The organism is Streptomyces sp. NPDC008317 (assembly GCF_042955955.1).
Lineage (GTDB): Bacteria > Actinomycetota > Actinomycetes > Streptomycetales > Streptomycetaceae > Actinacidiphila.
In genome coordinates, this window is record NZ_JBIBFQ010000005.1 from 554,441 (window position 1) to 579,008 (window position 24,568).

19 protein-coding genes are annotated in these 24,568 nt (G+C 73.2%); 8 read left to right on the forward strand and 11 right to left on the reverse strand.

Features of this window, described 5'->3' with window-relative positions; all coding sequences use genetic code 11:
* Position 1: 1 nt before the first annotated feature.
* A complete protein-coding gene (locus tag ACFY9V_RS19635) occupies positions 2–1,204 on the reverse strand; it encodes an ATP-grasp domain-containing protein (RefSeq protein ID WP_391162112.1) in 1,203 nt (400 codons plus the stop codon).
* Between the two features lie 473 nt (positions 1,205–1,677).
* On the opposite strand from ACFY9V_RS19635, the gene ACFY9V_RS19640 reads away from it, so the two are divergent.
* Both ACFY9V_RS19640 and ACFY9V_RS19645 read left to right on the forward strand, forming a co-directional pair.
* Entirely contained in the window at positions 1,678–1,881 is a 204-nt protein-coding gene (locus ACFY9V_RS19640; protein WP_391162114.1) for a hypothetical protein, read from the forward strand.
* A gap of 178 nt (positions 1,882–2,059) precedes the next feature.
* Complete coding sequence (locus ACFY9V_RS19645; RefSeq protein WP_391162115.1) at positions 2,060–2,971, forward strand: hypothetical protein; 912 nt, start codon at positions 2,060–2,062, stop codon at positions 2,969–2,971.
* Positions 2,972–3,097: 126 nt separating this feature from the next.
* Here the strand turns inward: ACFY9V_RS19645 and ACFY9V_RS19650 are convergent, their stop codons facing one another.
* From ACFY9V_RS19650 to ACFY9V_RS19675, 6 genes are all read right to left on the reverse strand, one after another.
* Positions 3,098–4,453: an alpha-glucosidase/alpha-galactosidase gene (locus ACFY9V_RS19650; protein ID WP_355345756.1), complete on the reverse strand. Its 1,356-nt coding sequence runs from the start codon at positions 4,451–4,453 to the stop codon at positions 3,098–3,100.
* Complete coding sequence (locus tag ACFY9V_RS19655) at positions 4,450–5,475, reverse strand: PfkB family carbohydrate kinase (protein WP_391162117.1); 1,026 nt, start codon at positions 5,473–5,475, stop codon at positions 4,450–4,452. The genes ACFY9V_RS19650 and ACFY9V_RS19655 overlap by 4 nt, the downstream gene beginning before the upstream one ends.
* Positions 5,476–5,595: 120 nt before the next feature.
* Positions 5,596–6,501, reverse strand: a complete 906-nt coding sequence (locus ACFY9V_RS19660) for a carbohydrate ABC transporter permease (protein ID WP_355345762.1) — start codon at positions 6,499–6,501, stop codon at positions 5,596–5,598.
* Complete coding sequence (locus tag ACFY9V_RS19665; protein WP_355345765.1) at positions 6,498–7,514, reverse strand: sugar ABC transporter permease; 1,017 nt, start codon at positions 7,512–7,514, stop codon at positions 6,498–6,500. Before ACFY9V_RS19665 ends, ACFY9V_RS19660 begins: the two co-directional genes overlap by 4 nt.
* Before the next feature lie 8 nt (positions 7,515–7,522).
* Entirely contained in the window at positions 7,523–8,905 is a 1,383-nt protein-coding gene (locus ACFY9V_RS19670; RefSeq protein ID WP_391162118.1) for an extracellular solute-binding protein, read from the reverse strand.
* Positions 8,906–9,103: 198 nt separating this feature from the next.
* The gene (locus ACFY9V_RS19675; RefSeq protein ID WP_355346065.1) at positions 9,104–9,925 is read right to left on the reverse strand and encodes an endo alpha-1,4 polygalactosaminidase; all 822 of its coding nucleotides are present in this window, start codon (positions 9,923–9,925) and stop codon (positions 9,104–9,106) included.
* Positions 9,926–10,159: 234 nt separating this feature from the next.
* Here ACFY9V_RS19675 and ACFY9V_RS19680 point away from each other — a divergent pair, with 234 nt between their 5' ends.
* Entirely contained in the window at positions 10,160–10,918 is a 759-nt protein-coding gene (locus ACFY9V_RS19680; protein ID WP_355346062.1) for a DeoR/GlpR family DNA-binding transcription regulator, read from the forward strand.
* Between the two features lie 114 nt (positions 10,919–11,032).
* On the opposite strand, the gene ACFY9V_RS19685 is transcribed toward ACFY9V_RS19680, so the two are convergent.
* The 3 genes from ACFY9V_RS19685 to ACFY9V_RS19695 form a co-directional block, all read right to left on the reverse strand.
* A complete protein-coding gene (locus ACFY9V_RS19685; protein ID WP_391162119.1) occupies positions 11,033–13,528 on the reverse strand; it encodes a tetratricopeptide repeat protein in 2,496 nt (831 codons plus the stop codon).
* 92 nt (positions 13,529–13,620) lie between these two features.
* Entirely contained in the window at positions 13,621–14,130 is a 510-nt protein-coding gene (locus tag ACFY9V_RS19690; RefSeq protein WP_391162121.1) for a hypothetical protein, read from the reverse strand.
* A 148-nt stretch (positions 14,131–14,278) separates the two neighbouring features.
* Positions 14,279–15,190 carry an aldo/keto reductase gene (locus ACFY9V_RS19695; RefSeq protein WP_391162122.1) on the reverse strand — a complete coding sequence of 304 codons (912 nt, stop codon included), beginning with the start codon at positions 15,188–15,190 and terminating at the stop codon, positions 14,279–14,281.
* Between the two features lie 450 nt (positions 15,191–15,640).
* Between ACFY9V_RS19695 and ACFY9V_RS19700 the strand changes: the two genes are divergently transcribed.
* From ACFY9V_RS19700 to ACFY9V_RS19715, 4 genes are all read left to right on the forward strand, one after another.
* Complete coding sequence (locus ACFY9V_RS19700) at positions 15,641–17,644, forward strand: DNRLRE domain-containing protein (protein ID WP_391162123.1); 2,004 nt, start codon at positions 15,641–15,643, stop codon at positions 17,642–17,644.
* Entirely contained in the window at positions 17,641–18,141 is a 501-nt protein-coding gene (locus ACFY9V_RS19705) for a hypothetical protein (RefSeq protein WP_391162125.1), read from the forward strand. Before ACFY9V_RS19700 ends, ACFY9V_RS19705 begins: the two co-directional genes overlap by 4 nt.
* Positions 18,142–18,377: 236 nt before the next feature.
* The gene (locus tag ACFY9V_RS19710) at positions 18,378–19,982 is read left to right on the forward strand and encodes an amino acid adenylation domain-containing protein (protein WP_391162127.1); all 1,605 of its coding nucleotides are present in this window, start codon (positions 18,378–18,380) and stop codon (positions 19,980–19,982) included.
* Positions 19,982–21,271: a benzoate/H(+) symporter BenE family transporter gene (locus tag ACFY9V_RS19715; protein ID WP_391162128.1), complete on the forward strand. Its 1,290-nt coding sequence runs from the start codon at positions 19,982–19,984 to the stop codon at positions 21,269–21,271. Before ACFY9V_RS19710 ends, ACFY9V_RS19715 begins: the two co-directional genes overlap by 1 nt.
* Before the next feature lie 74 nt (positions 21,272–21,345).
* On the opposite strand, the gene ACFY9V_RS19720 is transcribed toward ACFY9V_RS19715, so the two are convergent.
* Positions 21,346–23,316, reverse strand: a complete 1,971-nt coding sequence (locus tag ACFY9V_RS19720; protein WP_391162129.1) for a discoidin domain-containing protein — start codon at positions 23,314–23,316, stop codon at positions 21,346–21,348.
* 173 nt (positions 23,317–23,489) lie between these two features.
* On the opposite strand from ACFY9V_RS19720, the gene ACFY9V_RS19725 reads away from it, so the two are divergent.
* Positions 23,490–24,512, forward strand: coding sequence for a substrate-binding domain-containing protein (locus tag ACFY9V_RS19725; protein WP_391045528.1), 1,023 nt, complete (start codon positions 23,490–23,492; stop codon positions 24,510–24,512).
* Positions 24,513–24,568 lie beyond the last annotated feature (56 nt).

Consider the following 24,568-nt stretch of genomic DNA (forward strand, 5'->3'; position numbering starts at 1 on the left):
GTCACGGCGTGATCTCCCAGCGGTGCTCGGCGAGGAAGCCGGTGACGGCCTGCTCCACGGCGTCCTCGTCGGGTCCGATGGCCCGGACGACGCCCAGCAGGTCGCGGTTGGTGCGGTGCAGCGGATGCCGTTCGCCGACCGTCCGCAACGGCCGGTAGGTCAGGCGCACGCCGTCGGCCGTCAGGTCGGCCGGGCCGGGGGCGGCGGTGAGGGTGCCCGCCTGCCGCGCGTAGGGGTAGTCGAGCCGGGCGGCGCGGCCGGTCGCGGTACGCAGGTCGGCCGGGAGGGGTTCGCCCAGATGGGTGCGGAGGATGTGTTCGAAGAGCGGCAGGTCGAGCAGTTCGGCCAGCAGCAGGTCGCACTGGTCGCCGATGGCGCGGTAGTTGACCTCGATCAGGCGCGCGCGCCCTTCGTGCAGCACGAATTCGGTGTGGCAGGCGCCGAATCCGACGCCGAGGGCGTCGAGTTGGGCGAGGACCTGGTCGACGACGGGCGCGGGGTGCGCGGGGACGAAGGTCAGCCGCTCCTCGATGAAGTACGGCGGCGGGGACAGCGTGGTGCGGAAGCCGCCCAGCACATGGCGGGTCGTACCGTCGCCGAGGGTTTCCAGGGTGAGCAGTTCGCCGGGCAGGAACTCCTCCACGACCAGTGCGGCGCCCGGCCGGTCGGCCTGGATCCGCCGGACACGGCGCTCCAGGTCCGCCGGGTCCTCGGCGCGTACGACGTCCTCGCTCGCCACGCCCTCGCGCGGTTTGACGACGCAGGGGTACGGCACGTCGAGTCCGGCGAGGCAGGCCGCCGGGTCCTGGCCCGCGGGCACCTGCGCCGACCACACCGTGTCGACGCCCGAGGCGGCCAGGACCCGGCGCGTCTCGGCCTTGTCCTTGGTGCGCAGCGCGGCCTGCCAGCTCTTGGCGGGCAGGCCGAAGTAGTCGGCGGCCAGGGCGGCTTGGACCTGGAGGTGGTCGCTGTTGGTGAAGACGGCGTCCGGCGGCCGATAGGCGGAGACGCGGGTGATGACGGCGCGGAAGTCGCGTACGTCGCACTCCAGGACGCCGACCGCCGGATCGTCTCCGTACGCGGCCCGGTGCGCGGCGGGCTGGTCGGTGAGGACCGTGACGTCCAGGCCGAGGCGGCGGGCGGCCGGGAGGAATCCCTCGGTGACCGAGTCGGTCGGGTTCAGAGCCAACACATAGAGCCGCATGGGGGTCCACTTCCGGGCGCGCAGTCGTTCGGGCCGACGGTCGTGGGACGACCGGTGACCAGGGGCGCGACGAGCCTAGGTTAGGCATGCCTAACTCTGTCAATTCGCCCCGGCGCGGCGCCGGTTGACGGCCGTGGGCACCGGCGCGTCGGTGCGATTCTCATGCTGTCCGCTGATCCGATCATGTCCATCGACCGGCGCGCGCGACACCGATTTCCGCCGTGCCCGGAGGTCCGCCGCCGCCCCGGCTCGCACGCCGTCCGTCCACCGTCCGACCCGAGCGCGGACGGGCGGTGGACGGACCTTGGACAGCAGGTGAAGCGGGCCGAACCGCCCTACGCCATACGGGGGTTCGGGTGGCGCCGGGCCGCGGCGGCGTCGTTAGCATGTCCGGAGATCCGCGATCTCCCCTGGCTCTCCGTGCGATCGGGGCCAGGGCGGAGGGCGGCCGATGACGTCGGATGGAGGTCCGGGTGGACGGTTTCGCCGAGGCGATGCTGGAGCGGGTGCGCGTGGCTCGGGAGGCGGTGGCCGCCGCGGGGCGGGCGGGGGACGCGTACGCGTTGGCCGTGGCCTGCGACGAGTTGGACGACGCGCTCCGGATCGCCCGCGCGAACGGGGTCGAGGCGGACCTCCCGGAGGACGGGGACAACGGCGGCGCGGAGACCGGCGGCTGACCGCGGCCCGACGCCCGGCCCGCACTCCCCCGGCACCGCACCCGTCCGGCCCCGATCCCCCCTGGCGCGAACCCGCCTGTTACCCGCCGCCGCCCACGGGCAGCCTGGGAGCAGGGGTCCCGATGCGGCGTCCGCCCCGCCGTACAGTGTCCGGCACACCGCGACGAGGGGATTCGGCATGATCACCGAGCCGGAGATGGTCGAGGAGCCGGAGCCCGACCGCCCCGCCCCCGACATCCTGAGCGGCGCGGGCCACGCGCCGCCGTCGCTGCGCTCCGCGCTCTCCCGGCTGCGCACCCGCCTCCCGCCGCCGCGCTCCCCCGCGGACCCGTACCGCGTCCGCGACACGGGCGGCGGTCACGGCGGCGAGGACAGAGGACCGACCCTCAAACCCTGGCGGCCACGGCCCGAGGGACGCCGGGGCCGCGTGCTGTGGGCGCTCGGCGGCGTCGTCACGGCGTCGGCGGTCTGGCTCGCGGTCCTCCAGTTCACCGGGTACGGCGGCCCGCGGCCGGACCTGCACGGCTATCACCTCGCGGACAACCCGTGCACCAGCGACAATCTCCAGCCGCTGTCCGACGCCTTCGGCACCGAATTCCTCCAGGGCATCCCCGTGATCACCAAGGGTCCCGCCCTCGACCACGCCGCCTGCACCCTGACCACGTCGGTGACCGGGAGCGGCGACTGGGAGACGACGTACACGGTCACCGTCACCGTCGACCTGCACAAGAAGTCCGACGTGCACGCCGAATTCGCGGACCTCTCGCATGTGATCGTCCCCGACCCCACGACCGCGGGTTCCGGCGACTTCCTGTTCATGACCGACTCGCCCGAGGTCACCAAGGCGCTGCGCGGCCTCGGCGACCAGGCGTTCACGATCTACGGCACCGCGCGGCAGGCCGTCACCGTCCGGCACGGCGGCGCCGTCTTCTCGCTCAGCGTGGACGGCATCAAGCAGTGGAACGGCGTGGCCGCCCGCCCGCTGAACGCCGACGGCTCCCCCATCGAGGCGACCCCCGCCGACACCATCGCGCTGCGCCCGGCGCTCATCCGGGCCATGCGCCACCTGATGAGCGCCCTCGCGCACTGAGCCGAGCCCTGTCGAACCGAACCGAGTGCCGAGCCGGGCCGAGCTGAGCCGAGTGGAGCCGGGCCGAGTGGAGCCGGGCCGAGCCGGGCCGACTCAGCCCACCGGCCCGGCGCGCGGCCCGCCGCCTCACGTGCCCAGGACGGCCCGCAACTCCGGCTGGAGCGCGTCACCGTGGGCGCGCACCATGTCGTCGCACAGCTCCCAGATCCGTTCGACGGGGAGCGAGGCGGCCGTCGCCGGGTCGGTCATGGCGGCGTGCCGGATATGGCGGGGGTCGCCCTCGATCGCGGCGCGGACGACGAGGTCGGTGGTGCTGAGGTAGGTGCGGTTCAGCGCGGCGCACTGCGGCGGCAGCGCGCCGATCCGGGTGGGTTGGACGCCCAACGCGTCGACCAGGCACGGCACTTCGACCGTACCGGCGGCCGGGAGGTCGTCGATGAGGCCGTGGTTGGGCACATTGCCGTAGATGGTGCGCGGGGTGCCGGTGGTGATGCTGTGGATCACCTGCGGCGCGTACTCCATCGTGCCCTCGACCGGCAGCGGGAGTCCGGCGGCGAGTGCGGCGCGGGTCTTCTCGTACGCGGCGACGTTCTCGTCCACGATGCCGAGGTACGCGCCGACGGGCAGCCGCAGCCGCTCGATCTCGCTGTCGTGGTGCAGGTACCAGGGCACGTACTCGGAGGAGTGCTCGCTGGTCTCGGTCGGGTAGTAGCCGAGCCGCCGGTACATGTCGACGCGGACCCTGCGGCGCAGTTGCGGGTCCTGCGCGATGAGCGCGTCGAGCCGCGGGTAGACGTCCTCGCCCTGGTACTCGAAGCGCAGCACCCACGCCTGGTGGTTGACGCCCGCCGCGTGGTAGGTGACCTCTTCCAGCGGGATGCGCAGCAGTTCCGCGAGGTCGTGCATCGTCCAGTACACCGAGTGGCACAGGCCGACGACCCGGGTCAGTCCGGTGGCCTCGGCGAGGTACTGCACGTTCATCGCCATCGGGTTGGTGTAGTTGAGCAGCCAGGCGTCGGGGCAGACCTCCGCGATGTCCCGGCCGAGTTCCCGCAGGACGGGGAAGGTGCGCAGCGCGCGGAAGATGCCGCCGACGCCGAGGGTGTCGCCGATGGTCTGGCGCAGGCCGTGGCGGGCGGGGACGTCGAAGTCGGTACGGGTCGCCTCGCCCATGCCGACCTGGATGATGTTGATGACGAAGTCGGCGCCTTCCAGGGCCGCGCGGCGCTCGGCGTGCGCGGTGATCAGCGGCGCCGCGCCGCGCTCGGCCGCGATGTGCCGTGCGGCCCCGTCGGCGGTGGCCAGCCGCTCGGCGTCGATGTCGTGCAGCGCGATGTGCACGTCCTTGAGCTCGGGGAAGGCGAAGAGGTCGGCGAGCAGGCCCTGGGTGAAGACGACGCTTCCGGCACCGATGAAGGCGATCTTGGTCGTACGGGTGGCGCCGCTGGTCGTCGTACGGGGTGTGGTGCTGGCTGTGCTCATGACGGGTTCTTTCCGTTGCGGGTGGTGGCGGCGCGGGAGGCGCCGAGCGCCTCGTCCCAGGTGGGTTGGGCGGTGGTGCCGCCGTGCGCTCGGGTGGACAGGGCGCCGCAGGCGGCGGCCAGGGCGAGGGCGGCTGCCAGGGGCAGGCCCGCCAGGGTGGCGGCGACGAAGCCGGCGTCGAAGCTGTCGCCCGCGCCGACGGTGTCGAGCGGCCGTACGGGGACGGCGGGGGCGCGCAGCGGGCCGCGGCCGTCGTGGGCCAGGGCGCCGTCCGCGCCGTTCTTCACCACCACCAGCGGACCGCGCGCGGCGAGCAGGGCCGCGGCCCGCTCGACGTCGGCGGGCTCGGGGTCCCCCGACGGGATCTTCCCGTGCGCCTCGGGGTCACCGGACGCGGTCTCCCCGCCGGCCGCCAGGGCGCACGCCTCCCTGGCGTTCGGCAGCAGGATGTCGGTGACGGGGAGCAGCGCGGCGATTCCGGCCGGGTCCCAGTCGCCCGCCGGGTCGTCGTTGGTGTCGAGCGAGGTGGTGGCGCCGTGCGCGCGGGCGGTGCGGAAGAGGTCGGGCAGCGCGGTCGCGAGTCCCGGCAGCAGGAAGTACGAGGCGGCGTGCACATGGCGGCTGTGCGCGAGCAGCGCCTGGGGCACGTCGGCGCCGACGGTGGCCGTGAGGGTGCCGGTCGCGGTGAGGATGGCGCGGTCGTCGCCGCGGGTGAGCACGGTGGTCAGCGGCGTCGGCAGGTCCGGGTCCACCCGCAGCGCCGCGGTGTCGACGCCGCGCTCGGCCAGGGCGGTACGGACGTACCGGCCGGTGTCGTCGTCGCCGATCCGGCCGGCGATGGCGACCTTCAGGCCGAGCCGGGCGGCGCCGCACGCCATGATCGCGGCGGAGCCGCCGAGGGTCAGCAGGCCGGTGGGGACGAGCTGTTCGCGCTGGCCGAAGGCGAGCGGGGCGTCCAGCGGCCCCAGGACGATGTCGGGATTGGCGTCCCCGATGACGAGCAGGTCGAACGTGTCCGGCATGAGCTGGCTTTCTGTGGTGGTGGGGCGGAAGTCCGGCGGCGGGAGTCCGGGCGGTGTCCCGTCGTCCCTTCGGGCGACGGAGCGGGTCCGTCCGTCCTGGGGCGACGGGGCGGTGTCCCGTCAGCCTTTCAGGCCGCTGGAGGTGATCGACTGGATGAACTGCTTCTGCGCCGCGAGGAAGGCGAGCAGCACCGGCAGGACGGTCAGGACGTTGCCCGCCATCACCGCGGACCAGCGAGTGTGGTGCAGGCCCTGGAAGGTGGTCAGGCCGAGTTGCAGCGTGTACTGCGTGTCGTGGTTGATGGCGATCAGCGGCCAGGTCAGGTCGTTCCAGGTGCTGAGGAAGGTCAGCACCGCGACCGTGCTCAGCGCGGGCCGCGACAGCGGCAGCACGATGAGCAGCAGCACGCGCAGCCGTGAGCAGCCGTCGATCCACGCGGCCTCCTCCAGCTCCCTGGGCAGCGAGAGGAAGAACTGCCGCAGCAGGAAGACCGCGAAGGGCGTGACCAGCGACGGCACGATGAGCGCGCCGAGGGTGTCGATCAGGCCGAGCCGCTTCATCACCAGGAAGGTCGGGATCATGGTGAGCTGGAACGGGATCGCCATGGTGGCCAGCATCAGCACCAGCAGGGTGCGCGAGCCGGCGAACCGCATCCGGGCGAAGGCGTATCCGCCGAGCGCGCCGAAGACGAGGTTGGAGACGACCGCGACGACGGAGACGATCAGCGAGTTGGCGAACCAGCGCGGGAACAGCGCGTTGCCGAGCACGTAGCGGTAGCCGCCGAGGTCGATGTGGGAGGGCCACAGCGCGGGCGGGAAGCGGTTGATCTCGGCGTTGCTCATCACCGAGCTGACCAGCAGCCAGATCAGCGGGACCGCGAAGAGCAGGGCGAGCGGGGCGAGCAGCAGGTGCCAGCCGCTGAAGGGCAGCCGCGAGCGCCGGGGGCGGGGCGCGCTCGGCCGCGGGGCGTCGGCGTTCCCGGCGCCGGGCGGCGCCGCGTCGGGCAGGGCTGAGGTGACGGTCATCGCGGGGCTCCTTCGAGGCGTACGGGCTCGCGGCGGCGCAGGGCCCGCGTGCCGACCGCGATCACCAACAGGGCGAGCGCGAGCACGTAGGCGGCGGCTGCCCCGTAACCGGCGGTGAAGTTCTTGAACGCCTGCTCCCAGATGAAGTAGACGATCACGGTGGTGGAGCCGAGCGGTCCGCCCTTGGTGGTGACGTAGACGAGGTCGAAGACCTGGAGGGAGTTGATGGTCTGCCACAGCAGCAGGAAGACGTTGACCGGGGTGAGCGTCGGCAGCACGACGTGGCGCAGCAGTTGGCGGCGTCCCGCCCCGTCGAGTCTGGCGGCCTCGATGAGGGACTGCGGCACGTCCTGGAGCGCGGCGAGGTAGACCACGACGCAGAAGCCGGTGCCGCTCCACAGGGAGATCGCGACGAGGACGAGGAGGGCCTGCGACGGATCGGTGAGGAACCCCTGCGGGGAGACGCCGATGGAGTGCAGTACGGAGTTGGCGGCGCCGAACTGCGGGTCGAGGATGAAGGAGAACAGCACGCCCTGCGCGGTGGCCGAGATGACGAACGGTACGAAGATCAGGGTGCGGTAGACGCCGACGAGCCGGATGCGCCGGTTGAGCGCGAGGGCGAGCGCCAGGCCCAGCAGCATGCTCAGCGGGACGTACAGCGCGGTGTACTCCAGGGTGTTGCGCACCGCCTGGCTGAAGTGCGGGTCCTTGGACAGGGCCCGGTAGTTGGCCAGGCCCACCCAGCGGCTGGGGGTGACCAGGTCGTCCGCGCGGAAGGACAGCAGCAGCGACCAGACCACGGGGACGACGCTGAGGCCGAGGATGACCACGATCGAGGGCGCGATGAAGGTCCACGCGGTCGCGGACTCGCCGCGCAGCCTGCGGCGCCGGGCGCGCAGTTGCTGTGCGTGCTCGCGGTCGCGGTCCTGGTCGGACAGGGTGAGCGGGGCGGGGCGGCGCTGCGCGGGGCCCGGCCTGTGCCGGGGCAGCAGCCGCGGCGTGGTTCTCGACATGGGTCTCCTCAACGCGGGATGAGCAGTGCGGCGTTGGCTTCGTGCGCACAGTCGCGCAGTGCCTTGGCGGGGGTGCTGCGGCCGAGCAGCACCGCGGTGATCGCCTGGCCGAGCGCCTCGGAGATCTGCGGGTAGGCGGGGTGGGCGGGGCGTACCCGCGCGGTCTCCAGGGCCTTGGTGAAGACCGACAGACCCTCCGTGCGGGAGCTGCGGTCCTGCCACGCGGGCAGCGCCTGGGTGCTGCGGCTGAGCGGGAGGCTGCCGGCCCGGATGTCCCACCGCACGTCCTGCGGTGGCTGGATCAGCCACTCGACGAAGGTGCGGGCGGCGGCGACGCGCGCCGAGCCGTTGTCGAAGACCGTCCAGGTGTCGGGCCCGGAGATGGTGACCTCTTTCCCGCTGTAGCTGGGCAGCGGGACGACGTGGTAGTCGATCTTGGCCTGGATGACGTCGGGCAGTTGCCAGGGGCCGGTGGGGACCATGCCCATCCGGCCGGAGAGGAAGACCTGGTACATCTGCTCGCTGCCGGGCTTGGGGTCGATGTAGACGCTCTTGTCGGAGGCGAGGGTGGCGATGGTCTCCAGGGCGCGGACGCCGGTGTCCTCGAAGCCGATGCCGTGGCCGTCGGCGGAGATGACCTCGCCGCCGAGGTCCCAGATCATCGGCCAGATCCGCCAGACGGTGTCCTCGTCGCCGACGCCCGGCCAGCCGGTGCCGAAGGTGCCGTCGGCGTGGCTGGTGAGCTTCTTCGCGGTGGCCGTGAACTCGTCCCAGGTCCAGCCGGGCTCGGGCAGCGGCACTCCGGCGCGGGCGAAGAGCTTCTTGTTGCAGACGACGGCGAGCGAGTCGATGAGCGCGGGCGCGGCGCGTACCCGCTTGTTGACGGTGACGGCCTCGCGGGCCGGGGTCCAGAAGTCGTTCCAGGGGGTGGGGCCGTGGGCCATCGTCGCCGTGAGGTCCACGACCTTGGGGCTGCGGGCGATGCTGGCCAGGTCCGAGCCGAAGATGTAGGCGATGTCGGGGTACGAGCCGGAGGCGAGCGCGGCGGTGACCTTCTGGAGCATGGCGTCGGACAGGACGCCGCCGCCGGGGTCGACCCTGATCTTCGGGTGGGTGCGGTTGAACTCGGCCACCAGTTGCTGGATCGCGGCGCGGCCGGTGTCGGTCTGGCCGTGCCACAGCTCGACGGTGACCCGACCGTCCGCGCCCACGCCGTCGCTCTCGCCGGTGCCGCAGCCCGCGAGCAGCGCGCCCGCGGCGGCGCCGGAGAGCAGTCCTGTGCCGCGGCGCAGGACGTCACGGCGGGAGAGTCCGGTGTCCCGGCGCGGGTGCCCGGCGGGCGGCGGGTCGCCGGGGAGCGGGCTGCGGGGCAGGACGGGGCCTGCGGTCATCGGTGCCTCCAGAAGGCGGAAGTGCGAGTGCGGGTGCCGGGCGGCGGCTGGGGGGCGGGGCCGTTGCCCGTGCCGGGCGGCGGGGGCCCGGTGCGCCGACGGGGGCGGCGCACCGGGCCGGCCGCGGCCGGCCGGCGGTACCGACGGCCGGCGTGGTCGGCCGGGCGGGCGGAACAGCCGGTCGGCGGGTTCAGCGGGTCAGCAGGTCTGGCGGACGTATCCGCTGGTGCCCAGCGGTACGACGTCCACGTCGCGGCGGACGACGCTGAGCTTCGTGCCGTAACCCGAGCACGCCTTCTGGAGGCCCTTGGCGGTGTACTCGATGACGATCACGTTGTTGCCGAAGCCGGAGGTGTAGTCGCCGCACTCGTTGTACGTGGCGCATTCCTCGGCGACGGCGAAGTCCAGGCCGTTGGCGACCCGGTCGCCGGACAGTTGCGGGGTGTTCTTCTGCGCGATCGCCATGTTCTTGGAGTGCGCGTGGGCGGAGAGGAGCTTGATGTACGACTCGGCCTCGGCCTTGGTCAGGTAGCCGGAGAAGCGGTCGTAGGTGTCGAAGTTGTCGGGTTCGACGCCCTGGAAGCCCTTGGCCGCGCACTGGTCGACCCAGCCGTTGACCTTGGCGGCGATCCGCTGCCGCTTGTCGGCGGTGCGGATGTCGAGGATCGCCTCGTTCCAGTCCTTGTCCTTGACGACGGCGCCCTTGGAGTCCCGCAGCAGCAGGTCGGCGTCCCACTGGCCCTCGGCGCCCTCCTGGGCCTGGAAGGCGTTGACGTAACAGATGTTGTAGACCCCGGCGGCGGCCGGAGCGGTGTAGTCGCGGCTGACCACGGAGACACCGGCGGGCGGGGTGTAGGGGCCCCCGATCTGGTAGTCGAATCCGGCGTGCGCCGGAGGCGGGGAGACGGACTGGGGCGCGGCCCCTGCGGAATCGGGAGCGAGTGAGGGGACAGCCACGACTGCGGCGACGGCCGCGAGGGCGGCCAGACTCCGACGGGACCGGACACGATTCATGCGCATCATCGAGCTCCTGATGATGGGGGGTACGTCCCCGCCTCGGACGCTGACAGCGATCCTGGCGACTTTGTCCGGGCTTGCGGCGCACGGCCGCCCACCGGCTAGGCGTACCTCTGACGTCGGTGCTCAACTCCGACGTTCGCCAGGAGTTAACCGCGCAGAATTCGTCATGTCAACCGCCCTCTTCTGCGCAAATCATGCTCACTTACGCATCGGAGTGCGCATTATGCTGCACGCATGCTGAGAACTGAGCGTCATGCGCGCATACTTGAGCATGTCTCCGCCAGGGGCGGCATCGACGTCCACGAGCTGTCCCGGCTGCTCGGCGTCTCCACGGCCACCGTCCGCCGCGACCTCCAGCACCTGAGCGAACTCCACCTGCTGCGCCGCACCCACGGCGGGGCGGCGGTCGGCCCGGTCGACCTGGAGGTCCCGCTCCAGCACCGCGCGGGCCGCAGCCGACCGGAGAAGCAGGCCATCGCGAGGGCGGCGGCGGCCCTGGTGCCGGACGGCGCGGTGGTCGGCATGAACGGCGGCAGTACGGTGACGGAGGTGGCCCGGCTGCTGGCCGCCCGAGGACCGCTCACCGTCGTCACCAACGCCGTGAACATCGCGGCCGAGTTGGTTTTGCACAAGCACGTGACGCTCGTCGTGATCGGCGGCAACGCCAGGAACGCCAGTTATGAGCTGGTGGGCCCGATCGCCGAGAAGACCCTGGCCAGCTACCACACCGACATCGCCTTCCTCGGCGTCGACGGCATCAGCGCGGCCCACGGCTGCACCACGCACGACCAGTTGGAGGGCGGCACCGACCGCGCCTTCGCCGACAACAGCGACCGTACGGTCGTGGTCGCCGACCACACGAAGATCGGCCGGGCCACGCTCGCCAAGATCTGCCCGCTCGCCGAGATCCACGACCTGGTGACCGACGGCGCGGCGCCGGACGCCGAGCTGGCCCGTATCGCGGGCGCGGGCGTACGGGTGACGGTCGGCTGAGCGCTTCTCCCGCCACGGTCGGCCGCGTGCTGCGCGGGGGCGCGCCGACCGCTGTTCAGCGGTACCGGGAAGCGGCGACCGTCGTTCACGGCGCCGGGAAGCGGCGACCGTCGTTCACGGCGCCGGGGCGCGCCTGACGCGCAGGGTCAGCACCTCCGACTCCTCACGCCAGTAGGCGATGTTGTGCCGGGTGATGACCGTGTCGCCGTGCTCGGGACCGAGCACCCGCTCCATGTCGACCAGCAGCTCCTCGAAGGCGCGCGCCGCGCCTGCCGCGTCCCCCGCCCGCCCCCGCAGCCGCGCGACATTGTGCCGGGTGGTGAGCGTGTGCGGATGGTCCGGGCCGAGCACGCGGAGCCGGTCCGCCAGCAGCTCCTCGAAGGCGCGCGCCGCGCCGCTGACGTCCCCGGCCCGGCCGCGCAGCCGCGCGATGTTGTGCCGGGTGGTGAGCGTGTCCGGATGGTCCGGGCCCAGCACCCGCGCCGCGTCGGCCAGCAGCTCCTCGAAGGCGCGCGCCGCGCCCTCGGCGTCCCCCGCGCGCCCCTGCCAGTAGGCCAGGTCGTGCCGGGTGGTCAGGGTGTCGGGGTGGTCCTGGCCCAGCACCCGCACCATGTCGACCAGCAACTCCCGTAGCCCCTCGGCCGCTTCGGCCGTCTCCCCCGCGCGACCGCGCAGCCGGGCCATGTTGTGCCGCGTGCTGAGTGTGTCCGGATGGTCGGGGCCCAGCACCCGCAGCCGGTCCGCCAGCAGCTCCTCCAGCGCGGTGGCGGCGTCCTCCGCGTCCTGCGCGTACTCCGCCTCGCCGCTCCAGTAGGCGATGTTTCCGCGGGTGGTGAGCGTGTGCGGGTGGTCGGGGCCGAGCACCCGCAGCCGGTCCGCGAACAGTTCGCGGAAGGCACTGATCGCGCCCTGCGCGTCGCCCGCCGCGCCCCGCCAGTACGCCAGGTCGTGCCGGGCGGCGAGGGTGTCGGGGTGGTCGGGGCCCAGGTGCTGGTGGGTGGTCCTGGCCAGCAGCCTGAAGTGCCCGGCCGCGGCGGCCACCTGGCCCGCGACGCCCAGGCTCTCGCCGACCCGGTAGAGCAGCGCGTGCGCGTGCGGGCGGTGCAGGGCGCTCTCCGCCTTGCCGGTCAGCGCCGTGGTGTTGGCGCGCAGCGCCTGCGCGAGGTCGGTGTCGCGCTCGACCTCCGGCCAGACCGCGGTCAGTGCGTCGGCCGCGGTACGGGCCAGCGCGTCGTGGTCCGCCTCGCCGAGCGTGTCCCGGACGGCCCGCTGGATGAGCTGGTGGACACGGACCGCCCGGTGCCCGGTCTTCGGAGTGTGGTCGATCAGATTGAGCCCGTGCAGATCGCGCAGGGCCCGTACGGTCTGCTGCTCGGTGATCCCGCGCGCCGGGCACTGCTCGGGGGCGGCCCGGCGCACGACGCGGGTGAGGTGGTCGCGGACCGGCCCGCTGGTGAGCACCGGCTGCGGGATGCCGTTCGGGTCGAGCAGCGCGGCCAGCTCCAGCAGGGACCTGGCCAGACCCCGGGGACCGCGGGCGTCGGCGCGGTCCACCGACAGCGACCAGACGGCGGCCACGCCCGCGGTCTGGTCGTCGGGCAGGGTCGGCGGCCTGAGGTCGGCCAGCCGGGCCCGGTTCGCCAGCAGCGCGCGGTAGTCGTGGCAGCCGATGTCGGCGTCGATGAGATACGCGGCGGCCTGGGACAGGGCCAGCGGCAGTCTGCCCAGGTCCTCGGCGAGCAGCGCGACCTCCTCGGGCGCCTCCACCCGGCCGCGCGCGGCGAGCGCCTCCGTCAGATAGCCGGTCGCCTCCCGCGGGGTGAACAGGCCGACGGTCACCATGCGGCGGCCCGCGCCGGTCAGGGCGGCGTCCCGGCTGCGGGTGGTGACGACCGTACGGCCGAGGGGGTGGTCCGGCGGCCACAGGCCGGTGAGGTCGGCGGGGTCCGTCACATTGTCGAGGACCAGCAGCCAGCGGCAGTGTCCGGCCGCCGCGCCGGGGCCGGGCTCCAGCCAGGCCAGGAACTCCTGCGCGGCGCGCGCCGGTTCGTCCCGCTCGATGTGCAGCACCCGCGCGGCGGCGTCGGCGTACGCGTCGATGACGGCCTGCCGCGTCGAGGCCGTGACCCACATCAGCAGGTCGACCTCGCCCGCCCGCCAGGCGTGGTGGGCGCGCCGGGCGGCGAGCTGCGTCTTGCCGACGCCGCCCATGCCGGTGAGCACCTGGCAGACCACGGCGGTGCCGGGGCCGGTCAGCGCGGTGTCCAGGGCGTGGATCACGTCCCGGTGCTGGAACCAGTCGGCCGACCGGGGCACCACGCCGACCCTGACCGGCCAGTTGACCGGCGAGCGCGGCACGACATGCCAGTGGTGGTGCTGGTGGATGTCGCCCGCGACGCCCGCCGCGACACCGCCGCCGGCCGCGGTGACAGCGGAAGGGGCCGGGGCAGGGACCGGGGCAGGGACCGGGGCCGCCTGGGACCGGGCCTCGGCGTCGGTACGGGGCCGGGCCTCGGCCTCCGTGCGGCTCCGGCCCTCGGCGCGGACCCGCGACGGGGTGGCCGCGGGCAGCATCGGCAGCGTCGGGACGGTGTCCGAAGGCTCCGGCACGCGCGGCGGCGCCACCGGCGCGGGTGCGTACGGCGGCGCGGGCGGTGCGTACGGCGGTGCGGGCAAAGGGGCGGGGACGGCTCCGGGTGCGCTCAGCCCTGGGGCGGACCCGGCAGAGGAGGGTTTTCCATCCGTACGTCCCCCATCCGTAACGACGCCGCGGACCCGTCCCGGGCTCGTACGTCGACGTCGCCGCCGACCGCGATCCCGTCACCGGTGGCCGCCGTCGTCCCGGCGGGCGGGCCGCCCGGCGGTCCGCCGCCGTAGGGACGGTCCCGCAGCCGGTCCACCGCCTGCCGCAGCGCCGTGGCCAGCGCCGCGTCCCGCTCGACGGCCTCGTCCAGCGCGTCGGTCAGGCGGCGCCTGGTCCGCTCGGTGACCGCGCCGTCAGGGGCGGCGCACTCCTCGGTGGCCAGCCGCAGCGCGGGGTCCTCGCCGAGCAGCACACGGACCAGCGAGTACAGCCGGTCGAGTTCGCCGACCTGGACCTCGTCCAGGTCGTGCCGCCGCTGCTCGGCACCGCTCGCTCGCCACGTGAGCCACACGCAGACATGGCCGACCGCGGCCTCGACACCCGTCACCCCGTACCCCCATGCGCTCACTCGTCTCCACCGACGGTAGCCAGCCGCGCGCGGCCCGGCATCCGATCTCGGCAAGCCGTCGCGAATTGGCACCGCGGGCACACGATTCCACAGACGACCCACGGTGCACACGCGTCAACTCCGGCCCCGGCCGGGGTACCTCGGCTCCTCAGGCGCCCCCGTGGTGCAGCGCGTCCAGGGCGGCCAGTTCGTCGGCGGTGAACCGCAGCGCGCCAGCGGCCACGTTCTCCACCAGGTGGTCGGGGTTGCCGGTGCCGGGGATGGCCAGGACGTGCGCGCCGCGCTGGAGGGTCCAGGCCGTCCTGATCTGGGCGGCGGTCACACCGTGGGCGCGGGCCGCGGCCAGCACCTGCTCGCTCTCCGCTGCGCCCGCCCCCGACTCGCGGCCCGCGCCCGCGATGGCGAAGAACGGCACGAAGGCGACGCCCTGTTCACCGCACAGGTCCAGGAAGTCGTCGTCCTCGCCGGGCAGTCCGAGCGCGTACTTGTTCTGTACGCACACCACCGGCGCGATGGCGCGGGCCTCGGCGAGGTGGCGCGGCCCGACGTTGGAGATCCCGAGGTGGCGGATCAGCCCGCGCTCGCGCAGTTCGGCGAGCGCGCCGAAGTGCTCGGCGATGGAGTCCGCGCCCTGATTGCGGTAGTTGACCACGTCGAGGTGGTCCCGGCCGAGCTGCCGCAGATTCTCCTCGACCTGTCCGCGCAACTGCGCGGGCGTCGCGGCGGGCAGCCAGGCGCCCGAAGGGTCGCGCCCCGGGCCGACCTTGGTGGTGATGACGAGGTCGTCGGGGTACGGCGCCAGCGCCCGGTTGATCAGCTCGTTGGCCGAGCGCAGGGCGGAGAAGTAGAAGGCGGCGGTGTCGATGTGGTTCACACCGAGTTCGACCGCGCGCCGCAGCACGCCGATCGCGCGCTCGCGGTCGCTGGAGCCGCTGTCGGGCGCGAACGCCCTGCCGTCCTGCGGCAGCCGCATCGCCCCGAAGCCCATCCGGTTGACGGTCAGATCGCCGAGCGTCCACGTGCCCGCGGCGTCCGCGGTGATCGTCGTCCCAGAAGTCATCGGAGGATTCTCCCACGGCGGCCCACAGTCGCCCCCGAGGGACGTCGAGGTGACATTCAGGCCACATCCGGAGTCCAGCGGGAGTGTCGCGCATCACCGTCGCGACCGGGACCGCGCGGGCCGCTCGGCCTTGTGCCCGCAGGTCATGGCGGGTCATAGTCGTTCTTGGCACCGCACCGAAACATTTCGGGACCGCCCGGTGGGGACCGGATCCGGCCGAAGCGGAATCGGCGCGGCGCCGCTGCGTGCCCGCCGTGTCCCCCTCCCCGGCCGCTGGGCTACAGGAGTGCAACAGTCGTTACGGGGAGGCTGACCCCAAAGCGGACCAAACGTTAACCTTGTCGCATCTTGCGGCCGTTTGGGACCGCTGGGGGAACAGCACAGAGCTCAGGGGGGCTCATGCGAAGAGCTGGGGCAATAACCGCTGCCTTCTCACTGGCGGCGGCTTCGATGATCGGATTCACCGCCGCGCAGTCCGCGTCCGCGCTCACCGCGCCGGTCGCGATGACCGCGGACGACCTGCCGACCTGGCAGACCAACGGCGTCGTGTGGGCGCTGGCCCAGGCGCACGGTGTGGTCTTCGCGGGCGGCACCTTCTCCACCGTCCGGCCGCCGGGCGCCGCCGCGGGCACCGGCGAGCAGCAGGCGCTCAACTTCCAGGCGTTCGACGCCGCCACGGGCGCGCCGACGTCCTGCAAGCTGTCCTTCACGGTCGGCTCGGGCACGGCGACGATTCGGGCGCTGGCCGTCTCACCGGACGAGTCGACGCTGTACGCGGGGGGCACCTTCGGTTCGGTGAACGGCGTTCCGTCGAGCAGCCTGGCGGCGATCGACATCGCCACCTGCACCGTGAGGACCACGTTCAAGGTGTCGGTCTCGGCGCAGGTCCGCAGCATCGTGGCGACGAACGACACGGTGTACATCGGCGGTAATTTCCTCACCGTCGCCGGGCAGCCCCGGCAGCGCTTCGCCGCGCTGACGACCACGGGCGCGCTCAAGCCGTTCACGGCCAACGCCGACAAGGCGGGCAAGGCCATGGTGCTCAGCCCGGACGGCACCAGGCTCGTCATCGGCGGCGACTTCAACACCGTCAACGGGGTCAATTCGCACGCGCTGGCCGTGGTCAACGCCACGACCGGCGCCAATGTGAAGACCTATCCGGGCTTCATCTCGGCGACCTCCACCGTGCAGGACCTCACGAGGGACGCCACCGGCTTCTTCACCGCCAACGAGGGCACGGGCGGCGGTGTCTTCGACGGCCGCATCGCGCTCAACTTCAGCGACCTCAACCAGCGCTGGCGCGACACCTGCCTGGGCGCGACCCAGGCCGTCACCGTCTACAAGGGCGTGCTGTACAGCGGCTCGCACGCGCACGACTGCTCCAGCATGCAGCAGTTCCCGCAGCTCAACAACGACCGGCAGCACCTGCTCGCGGAGTCCGTCGACAACCCGAGGCCGCTGCTGGGCTGGTTCCCCGACACCGACGACGGCCCGGCAGGCACCGAGAAGATCGGCCCGCGCGCCCTCACCACCGCCTCCAGCGGCGGCACGGACTACCTGTGGGTGGGCGGCGAGTTCACCCGGATCGCCAGCAACGGCAACCGGCTCCAGCAGGGCCTGGTCCGCTTCCCGAGCGGCCCCGACACGCGCGCGCCGTCCGTACCGCTCCAGGTGACCGCGGCGAACGTGTCCGGCGGGGTACGGGTGAGCTGGCAGGCCAGCCTCGACCTCGACGACTCGACGCTGACGTACAGGATCTACCGCGACGGCACGCAGGTCGGCACGGTCACCGGTGACTCCAAGTTCTGGATCCGCCCGACGCTGACCTTCACCGACACCGCCGCCTCACCCGGCACCACGTACGCGTACCAGGTCACGGCGGGTGACGCGCCCGGCAACACCAGTGCCAAGTCGGCCGCGGCGGCCGTCACGACGCCGGGCGCGCCGACGTCCTCGACGGTGACGCTCAACGCGACGGCGGACAGTTACGTCAACGCGGGCGCGCCCTCGGCGAATTACGGCCCGGACCAGCAGCTCGCGGTGCGCGGCACGTCCGCATACCACACGTACCTGCGGTTCGACCTGCCCGCCGCGCCCGGCGGCATGGTGCTCACGAGCGCGCGACTGACCCTGCGCACCAGCTCCGACGCCATCGCGAACTCGGTCGACACGCTCAATGTGCAGCGTGTGACGGGGAGCTGGACGGAGACCGGGGTGACCTGGAACACCCGTCCCACGCTCGACCCGACGGTGCTCGGCACGGTGCCCGCGCCGACCGCGCTCCAGACCGACTACACCGCGACGCTCACCGCGGCGGCGCTGACGCCGGGGCTCGGCGGTCCGTACGACCTCGCGGTGACGTCCACCGGCACGGACTCGGCCTGGTTCTGGTCGAAGGACGCGCCCGGCACGTCGGGACATCCGCAGCTCGTCCTGACCTTCGCGAAGCCGTGACCGCGACCAGAGGCCGGTTCGCCACGGCCGTCGTCATCGTGACGACGGCCGCGGCCGTCCTGGCCGGATGCGGCGGCGGACACGCGGACGCGGCGCGGGACCGCGCCGCCCCCACCAGCGAGCGCCCGGCCTCCTCCGCGCCCGCCATCGGCCCCGACGGCACCGCGGAGCCGTCCGCCTCGGCCTCGACCGGTCCGGGCGGCGACGGCGGTGCGAACGGCGCCGACGCCAAGGAGTCGACCCTGCCCGAATCCCAGCTCACCCCGGCCACCGGCACGTTCACCGACCAGCAGAAGAGCTATCTGGTCGGAAAGGTGCCCAAGGGCATGGACCCGGCCGCCGTTCTCCAGACCGGCCAGGAGTCCTGCGACCGGATCGCCAACACCGCGGACGCGAGTCCGAAGCTGGCGAAGGAGGCCATCGCGGACGGCGAGATCGCGGACGCGAAGGACGCGATCACGTATCTCTGCCCGAAGTACAAGAGCCTGCTCCGGTAGCGGATCGACCGGCCCGCCCGCGCGGCGGGCCGGTCGGCGCCGGGGACGGTCCGGGTATCGGAATTGGCGCGCGCTCCTTCGGGGCCGCGGATTACGATGCCCGAGCCGTCCCCTTCGCCGTTGTCACCTGCCACGGCGCGCGGGCCCGGTGGTCAAGCAAACGCCGAGCCTGGGAAAGCGCGGGACGTGATGGTTCGTCGAGCACACCGCCGACGGCACGCCGTATCCGTCCGGAGGTGTCGGCGCTGCGCCGGGTGACCGCGTCCGAGGCGGCCCTGGCCGCGCACCGGCAGATCAACGCCACGGCGGTCGGCTATCCGCGCGACAGTGGTGTGCCCGCCCTGTTCGAGGAGCGCGCGCGGCTGCGGCCCGAAGCGCCCGCGGTCGAACAGGGCGCGCGCACGGTCGGCTACGGGCAGCTCGACCGCCTCGCCAACGGCCTCGCCCGTGACCTGCTGGCGCGCGGACTCCCGCCGGGCGCGACCGTCGGCGTGTGCCTCGACCGCTCTCCCGAACTGGTCGTCGCACTGCTCGCCGTCCTCAAATGCGGCGGCTGCTACCTGCCGTTCGACGCGTCCTGGCCGGACGAGCGGCTGCGCGCGCTGCTGTCGGACGCCGACTGCCGGTGGGTGCTCACCGACCGGCCGGCGGAGCTGGCCGACCGGCTCGACGGCTGCCGGACCGTCCCGGTGACGCGGGGCGGTGTCGCGGAGAGCGAGCGCGGCCCGGAGGTCGAGGTCGCGGGCGACGCCGTCGCGTACGTCAACTTCACCTCGGGTTCTACCGGCCGCCCCAAGGGGGTGCCGGTCCGGCACCGCGGTGTGGTCCGGCTGGTGTCCGGCGCCCGCTACGCCCGGCTCGGCGAGGGCGGCAGGCTGCTGCAACTGGCGCCGGTGACCTTCGACGCGGCGACCTTCGAGATCTGGGGCGCGCTGCTGACCGGCGGCACCTGCGTGCTCTACCCCGACGCGCGGCTGAGCCTGTCGAAGCTGGGGCGGGTGCTGCGCGAGAGCCGGGTCAATGTGCTGTTCCTGACCACGGCGCTGTTCAACTCCGTGCTGGACGAGGCGCCCGAAGCCCTCGACACGGTGGCCACCGTGCTGACCGGCGGCGAGCGCGCCTCGGTGCCGCGGCTGGCGCAGGCCGTACGCCGCTACGGCCCCGGCCGCCTGGTGCACGTCTACGGACCGACCGAGTCGACCACCTTCGCCACGTACCACCGGGTCGACGCGCTCCCCGCCGACGCGGCGGAACTGCCCATCGGCCGGCCGATCCAGAACACCCGGCTGTACGTGATCGACACGGACGGCGACGACGGCGGTGAGCTGTGCGAGCCGGGGCGCGCGGGCGAGATCTGGCTGGCGGGGGACGGTCTGTCGCCCGGATATCTGGGGATGCCGGAGCTGACCGCCCGGCTGTTCGTGGAGCGCGAGGTCGACGGCGTACGCGAACGGCTGTACCGGACGGGCGACTACGGGCATCTGCGGGCGGACGGAGCGGCGGTGTTCCACGGCCGCAGGGACGACCAGGTGAAGGTGAACGGCTACCGCATCGAACTGGGCGAGATCGCCCACCATCTGGACCGGCACCCGGCCGTCCGGCGCAGCTTCGTCACCGCGAGCGCCCGCGGCGAGAAGCCGGTGTGGGCGTTCGTCGTCACCGACGACCCGGCCTGCACCCCGCAGGCGCTCCGCGCCCATCTGCGCGCGCTGCTGCCCGGCTTCATGGTCCCGGCCCGCATCCAGCTCTGTGACACCCTGCCGTTGACCGCCAGCGGCAAGATCGACCGCACGGCCCTGCTCGCCGCCCACGCGCGCCGGCCGGCCCCGGAGGAGACCTGATGCCCGTCCGCACCACCGCCCCGGAGCCCGTCCGGGACGAGCCCGGCGGTGACTCCGCGCGCTCCGGCCTCTTCCGGGCCTCGACGGCGGGCCTGATCGCCGCCTTCGTCGGCTTCTCCAGCTCCTTCGCGGTGGTGCTCGAAGGGCTCAGCAAGGTCGGCGCGTCGCACGCCGAGGCCGCGTCGGGACTGATGGCGCTGTGCGTGGCGATGGGCCTGTGCGCGATCTACCTGAGCCTGCGCTCCCGGCTGCCGATCAGCATCGCCTGGTCGACGCCGGGCGCGGCGCTGCTGGCGGGCTCCGCGGGTACGCACGGCGGATTCGCGGCGGCCGTGGGCGCGTTCCTGCTCACGGGGGTGCTCGTCGTGATCTCCGGGCTGTGGAAGCCCCTGGGCCGGTGGGTCTCGGCGATCCCGAAGCCGCTGGCGAACGCGATGCTCGCGGGCATCCTGCTGCCGCTGTGCCTGGCTCCGGCGCACGCGGTCAAGTCCGACCCGGCGGTGGGCCTCGGTGTGATCCTCGCCTGGGCGGTCGTCGGCAGTGTCCGGAAGCTGTACGCGGTGCCCGCCGCGGTGGTCGTGGCCGTCGTCCTGATCGCCGCCACCACGCACATCGACACGGCCGCGCTCGGCCCGCTGTGGCCGCACCCGGTGCTGGTCACCCCGCACTTCACCGCCTCCGCGGTGATCGGCATCGCGCTGCCGCTGTACGTGGTGACGATGGCGTCGCAGAACATCCCCGGCATCGCGGTGCTCAATGTCAACGGCTACCACCCGGAGCCGGGGCCGCTGTTCGGCTGGACCGGCGTCTTCAGCCTGCTGTCGGCGCCCTTCGGCGGGCACGCGGTCAACCTGGCGGCGATCACCGCCGCGCTGTGCGCGGGCGAGGAGGCGGGGCCCGACCCGCGCAAGCGGTACCGGGCCGCGGTCGTCGCCGGCGGCGCGTACATCCTGCTGGGCCTGGGCGCGGCGGCGGCGGTCGCCTTCGTCAACGCCTCACCGCCCAATGTCATCGAGGCCGTCGCGGGACTCGCGCTGCTCGGCGCCCTCGGCAATTCCCTGACCGGCGCGATGGCCGACGCCGACAACCGCGAGTCGGCGGTCGTCACGCTCGTCGTCACCGTCTCGGGCGTGACCTTCTTCGGCGTCAGTGGCGCCTTCTGGGGCCTGGGCGCGGGCGGCGCGCTGTACGCGACGCGGCAGTGGCGGGCGCGCCGGACGGAGCGGGCGGCAGCGGCGGACGCCGGGCCGGAAGCGGCGGCGCGTCCCGTACCGGAGGCGGACGCGTGACACGCGGCGGCAGCCGCGACCTCCTGGAGGTCGCGGCTGCCCCGGGGTGACGCGTCGGGTCGGAACGCCTCGGCTCAGCGGTAGAGCCGCAGATCGGCCAGGCTCCACCAGTTGGCCGCCGTGCCCGTCGATGTGACGCGCACATAGCGTGCCGTGGTCGTACGGGGCAGGTCGGCGACGGTGAGCTGCCCGGTTCCCGTACCGGCGGCGGCCGTCCGCCAGGTGACGCCGTCGTCGCTGGTCGAGATCTGCCAGCCGCGGGCGTAGTCGCCGAGGTTGTCGCCGCTGTCGACGGCGACGCGGGAGAACGCGGTGCGCTTCTTGAGGTCGATCTGCACGTACTGACCGGGGGTCTGGGCCGCGCCGCTGGACCAGCGGGTCGAGCCGTCGGCGTCGATCGCGAGGTCGGGGGCGCCCTGCCCGGCGGGCTGGGAGGTGGCGCTCGCGCCGTTCAGCGGCACCGCGTGCGACCGGCTGGTCAGATCAGCCGATCTGGGCCATGTGAAGGTCGCCAGCGCACCGCCGGGCAGGGAGTATGCGAAGGTCCGGTCGCCGACGGCGACGGCGAAGGAGCGCGGGTCGTCGTTCTCGTTGTGCACGACGAGCGCGGTGGAGCCGTCGGGGTTGCGGAAGGCGACATCGGTGAGCTGGCCGTTCCAGCCGGTCGTGCCGTAGTTGGTGCTGCCGATCCGTACCGCGCCCGGCCGGACGAACTTCGACAGGTGGCCGATGGTGAAGAACTCGGCGCTGGGGGTGACCGTGCCGTCCGGCTGGACGGTCAGCAGGGCGGTGCAGGTGTCGCAGCCGCCGTTGTGCGGGCCGCCGTCGGCGTCCAGCGCGAGGTTCCAGTCGGCGACGGACTTCGCCCAGTTGCGCGTGGTGCCGACGGTGATCGTGCGCGCGTGCCAGGTCAGCGTGCCGCGGAAGATCTGCGCGGGCGTGTCGGTCGCGCCGTGCGAGCCGGAGCACTCCGTGAACCAGATGCCCTTGTCGGGGTGCGCGTCGTGCAGCGCGCTCTGCGCGCTGGGGTCGCCCGAGTAGCAGTGGTAGGCGGTGCCCGCGATCCACCGGGCGGCCGGGCTGTCCAGCACCTCGTACGGGTAGTCGGTCTGCGGGTCCTCGCCCATCTGCTCGGCGGTCTTGATGTCGTCGGGGTGCGTGGTCCAGTTGTGGTCGTACGCGAGGATCTTGGTGCGCGGGCTGGCCCGGTGCAGCAGCGGTCCCAGCGCCTCGATCACCTTGACCTGCGCCTGCACGGGCAGGTCGGTGCCGGGGTACGCGGAGGGCTTACGGTTCTGCGGCTCGTTCTGCACCGTCAGGTAGTCGACGGGCACGCCCGCCGCCGCGTACGCCTGGACGAATTTCACCAGGTAGCGGGCGTAGGCGTCGTAGACCTTCGGGTCGTCCTTGAGGTGGCCGCCGACCAGCGAGTCGCCGTCCTTCATCCACGCGGGGGGGCTCCAGGGCGTGGCCATGACGGTGAGCCGGGGGTTGAGCCGCTTCGCCTGGCGCAGCAGCGGCAGGATCTGCCGCTGGTCGTGCGCGATGCTGAAGTGGCGCAGCGCGAAGTCGGTCTGCCCCGCGGGCATGTCGTCGTAGGTGTAGTGGGCGGCGGCGGCCGTGAAGTCGGAGGAGCCGATGGGCTGGCGCAGGAAGCTGACGCCGATGCCCCGGGCGGGGTCGAAGAGCTGCCGCAACGCGGAGTCCCGCGTCGTGCGCGGCAGTCGGCTCAGGACGGCGGCCGAGGAGTCGGTGAGCGCGCCGCCGAAGCCGTCCACGCTCTGGTAGCTCTGGTTCGGGTCGACGGTGATGGTGGTGAGGTCGGACGGTCCCCGGCCGAAGTCGACCGGCGCCTGCTGCCGTAGTTCCTGGGCGCCGTCGGCCGTGGTCAGCCACACCTGGGCGCGGGGTGGCGGCGCCGGGCGGGAGGGGGAGGCCGCGGTGGCTGCCGTCGGGGTGACGGCGGCCGTCTGGGCGGCCGGTACGCAGGCCAGGCAGAGTGCGGCGGCTGTGGCAGCGGCGGCACCTACGGCGCGTCTCCTCATCGTTCTCCTCGGGCAGCACTCACTCTGAAACGGAATGAAACGTTTTCTGGAACCGTGGCGAAAATCAGGTAAGCGGTCGGCGGCGTGTGCTGTCAATGCCTTGTACCGATCCTGCCGTGACCCTGATGGGTCGGGGCGCTAAGCTGCACATATGAAACGAACGGGTGTAACAGTTGGCTAGGTCACCGGGCACCCGCGTGACGGTCCGCGCCATCGCGGCGGAGGCGGGCGTCTCGATCGCCACCGTGTCGCGGGTCATGACAGGACAGGCCAACGTGGCCCCCGACACCCAGGCGCTGGTCCGCCGGGCGGTCGAACGGCTGGGGGCCCCGGCCCCCGTCCGGCGCGGCGCGGCGGACGGCGCGATCTACGTGCGCTGCCCGTATGTCCTCACCGACTACTTCGGTGTGATCGTCTCGTCGATCGCCGAGACGCTGGACCTGCACGGCAGGCGCGTGGTGCTCAGCGCGGGCGACGCGGCGCGCGAGGTCCAGGTGCTGCCGGGGCTGCCGGGCGACCCGGGCATCGCTGGCGCGATCCTCATCGTCCCGCCCGAGCCGGAAAGGGAGTTGGAGGTCCTGCGGGCCCAGGACTTCCCCTTCGTGGTCGTCGACCCGCGCACCCCGCTCCCCCGCGACATCGCCTCGGTCTCGGCCGCCAACCTCGCCGCGGCCCGCAGCGTCACCGCGCACCTGGTGGAGTTCGGCCACCGCCGGATCGGCGTCATCGGCGGACCGGGCGACTGGCTCGCCAGCAAGTCCCGTCTCGCGGGCCACACTTCGGCCCTCGCCGACGCCGGGGTGCTGCCCTCCCCCGAACTCCTGCGCAGCATCGAGCCGACCGCCGACTGGGGCTACGGGGCCGCCTGCGAACTCCTCGACCTCCCCCAACCCCCCACCGCGCTCGTCGCGTTCAACGACAAGGCCGCCGTCGGCGCGCTGCGCGCCGCCTACGAACGCGGCCTGCGCGTCCCCGAGGACCTCTCCATCACCGGCTTCGACGACATCGACCTCAGCCGCAGCACCGTGCCCCGCCTCACCACCGTCCGCCAGCCGCTCGAAGAGATGGGCCGGATGGCGGTCTCCCTGCTGATGCGGCTCCTGGACCGCCACACGGTCGACACCCTCCACGTCGAACTGGCCACCCACCTGGTGGTCCGCGGCTCGACGGGCCCGGCCCCGGCGCCTCCCCGCTGACGCGGGGGGGGCGGGCGTCCGGGGCCGGTGGGCCGCTCGGAGTCGGCGACAGGTGC